2 protein-coding genes are annotated in these 3,094 nt (G+C 57.3%); one reads left to right on the top strand and one right to left on the bottom strand.

Annotated elements, in window-relative coordinates; all coding sequences use genetic code 11:
• Positions 1-1,495, bottom strand: a 1,495-nt coding sequence (locus tag ABX962_RS33770; protein ID WP_372726068.1) for a hypothetical protein, incomplete at its 3' end; no start/stop codon positions are given.
• Between the two features lie 299 nt (positions 1,496-1,794).
• Here ABX962_RS33770 and ABX962_RS33765 point away from each other — a divergent pair.
• Positions 1,795-3,027 (top strand): DEAD/DEAH box helicase, encoded by a 1,233-nt coding sequence (locus tag ABX962_RS33765; RefSeq protein ID WP_372726067.1) that lies wholly within the window; start codon positions 1,795-1,797, stop codon positions 3,025-3,027.
• Positions 3,028-3,094: the final 67 nt, after the last annotated feature.

The raw sequence follows: 3,094 nt of genomic DNA, 5'->3' as shown, positions 1-3,094 counted from the left end.
TCCATTCTCGCTGCAAAACATCCGGTGAGAATTGGTGTCCACTCGCGAGATCATCCTTGCTGAAATCGCCGCGAGCAATTTGCGGTTGCCCAGCGTAATAAGTTGCCATGGTTTGAGCCGATCCCTGCGGACCCAAACGGCTGTTCCCTCTTGGTGCGGAACGGTGGCGATTGGTCGAAGCCCCGGCGCGGTAAGATGGTGTTTCAACACGGCCATATCGATTTGAATAAGGGCTGGTCGTCGCGGCGACGTTTTGGTTGATCGGTTGCTCCACAGGAGCCGGGAAGGGATCTTGCAGTGCCGTTCCTAAGTCGTGCAACAACAGATCACTGTAAATGCCTCGCGCGGGTGGCAGATCCGCGATGTGGCAAGCCGCACATCCAATCGATTTAAATACCTGTTCTCCACGGCGAGCTTGTTTGCGAGACTCCAGAGACATCAGTTGTTTCGGTGGAGCGGGCAGCTCAGCGACGTAGCTGGTTAGATCCGCGACTTCGGTCGTCGAAATGTCGGGTGCCAAGCTGAAGTAGCGAGGGTCGGCGGGGTCATCGGCTTGTCGAGCGATGTCTGCCACGTTCAGCCCCAGTTCGGACGCACAAGCTCCGGTAACAAAATCGGACAACGTGTTGACTTGCCCTCGCCAACCATACTTTCCCGCCACGCGGCCAGAGATGACACCACCGGACGACCGCGGTTGGTTCAGCGAGATGGCTTTTAGCCGCTTCATCGAGACTTTCTCGATATCTCCCATGCCATACAGCGGTGGTGAGTTGCGTTGGCTCAGGTAGTAGTCGATTGCTCCGTATCGGCCGGCAACCACGGGTTGCTCGGTGATTGCAGCAAGCGTCCGCTGCGGAGGACTAAACCACTCGGGCGGAATCCCATTGGGCACGCCAACGGACAAACGTTGACGGATGGCGTCGTAGCCGGGGCGCGTGGAATGGTCATGGACGATCGCGTTGAATGACAGCGTGTTGCCGGAACCCAGAGCAGGAAAGAGATCCGTGATGGAATTTCTTGCGGGCCCACGCCCACGCCGATCCGCCGATGGATCTAAAAATGCTGATTCAGGGTCAACTGAGATCAGCGTTACGTTGTGATTCACCCCTGCTGCGCCACCGCCGGGGTGACAGGCTGCGCACGAGACGGCATTGTAGAGCGGCCCCAGTCCGTCGGCGGGGAACTCCTGGCCATCTGCAAGACGCATCGAATTCCGTTCGCGGTTTTCCTCGAAAGGGGCCGGCCGAGGACCTCGACCGATCCCTCGATCTTGTTCCCAAGGATCGTGTCCCCGATTGCGGCGTTGCGGCATCCGGCGTGTTGATTCAAATGGTGTGATCGTGGGGACGTGGTCTACGAATGCCCATTCCCGCTCGAACAACTCGCGACCCGCGGCGGTGTCTTGTGCGATCGCTGCCGGGGGAATGACGAGGGACACGATGAGAAGGCCAGCCCAGAGAATGCCGCCCAAACTGTACCGATGTTTGATAGCCATGAGACGTTCCCTCGGCAGGATTCGAAAAGAGAAGTGAAACAGCGTCGCGGCGATTTCAGAGATAAGAACAAGGACGAAATCCGTCCTCAAATGCAACTCGCATTTTGGGGCCAGCCAATGAAGATATTTGTGATTGCTAGCGACGCTCGTTAGAGCGTGGTTGGTTCCCTGGCGTTTTCTCTCCCCTCCCAAAAAAATTTCCCTTTTTCTTCTCGCGTTGACCGGACGTGTCATCACGCGCGGGAATGATGCCTTCTGACTTGCGATCAATACTCAAAGATCCTCAGGAGGAGAAGGCGATGACAGGTTCACTCTTGCAGCGAAACACCGCGTCTGGTTCGCATTTGCAATCCAGTTTTGACGCTGGCCGGCTTAAGGGTTTTTCAGTCGGCGCCGGCGGCGCACTTGACGCATTGCTAGCGGGGTGCGCTGTCCAGTCACGACCGTACCAGCGACGGATCATCGAGTCGGCCGTGCGGATGATGGGCGGAACGTTCACCAAGCGTGACGGGCAACTTGCTCATAAAGCATCCAGCGTCTTGATCGAAAGTCCAACCGGCAGCGGAAAGACCGTGATGGGATTGGCAATCGCTGCGCTCATTCAGCGTGCCACCGGAGCTCGTGTGGGCTGGGTCGCGATGCGGCGAAATCTGTTGGCTCAAGCCGAAGCCGAGAATCGGTTGCGTCGCTTCGGCGTTCGCATGCAGACGATCAGCATGTTCGAAAAGTCGCCGCCCAACGTCGACTTGTTGGTTGTCGACGAAGCACAGCATGATGCGGCAACCAGCATGGCGAATCTGCATAGCCAGATTCAGCCCGCTTGGACACTTGGGCTTTCCGCGACCCCGTATCGCAGCGATCGTATCAAGCTCTGTTTTGATCAAGTCATTCGTGACGCTGGCATCGCCTCGTTGATCGCCGATGGCTACCTGAGTTCCTATCACCACTACACGATTCCCGAGTACACACCGAGTCAAGTTGCCAAGTTTTTGATTCGCGAACCTGAGCGGTGGGGACGATCGCTTGTCTTTTTCCATCGCCGCACCGAATGCGAGTTGCTGTACATGTTGCTGCGACAAGCCGGCGTTGCCTGCGCCGTGGTGACCGCGACCAGCAATCGCGAGAAACAGATCGAATCGTTTGTGTCCGGCGAGACGCAGGTGCTGATCAACATGGCGATCTTGACCGAAGGCTTTGATTGTCCCGAGTTGAAAACAGTGTTCTGCCGGCCCAGCGGCAAAGGGTGCACGATTCAAATGGCCGGTCGCGTGTTGCGGTCAAGTCACCGAGTGCCCATCAAGCAAGTCGTGCAGTGCAGCCGCACGCCGCATCCGATGCTTCGTACGGCCGCAGCTGCCGAGCAGTATCTATGGACCGACGAAGGATGGCGAAGCATTCGTCCGAATCGGATGTTGAACCAGATGACTGCGATCGCTCGCAACCGAGTGGCGGCGGCCGAAGTCTCGCTTCCGAAATTGGTTGCGATGCATCGCGGCAAGGCCGCCAAAGCATGGTTTTCTCGCGCTCAATAGATCTCTATCGCCTCTGTTTCTTTTCGCTCGTTTTCCATCTCTATCTCAGGAGTCCCCCGGTGATGTC

The sequence above is a fragment of the Novipirellula sp. genome (genome assembly GCF_041583735.1).
GTDB lineage: Bacteria > Planctomycetota > Planctomycetia > Pirellulales > Pirellulaceae > Novipirellula.
The sequence above is the reverse complement of the archived record's forward strand: the minus strand, read 5'-3'. Positions and strand labels throughout refer to the sequence as shown.

Bases quoted from the DNA above. Each gene is read 5' to 3' on its own strand.
- ABX962_RS33765 (WP_372726067.1), top strand. From the start codon at position 1,795: ATGACAGGTTCACTCTTGCAGCGAAACACCGCGTCTGGTTCGCATTTG.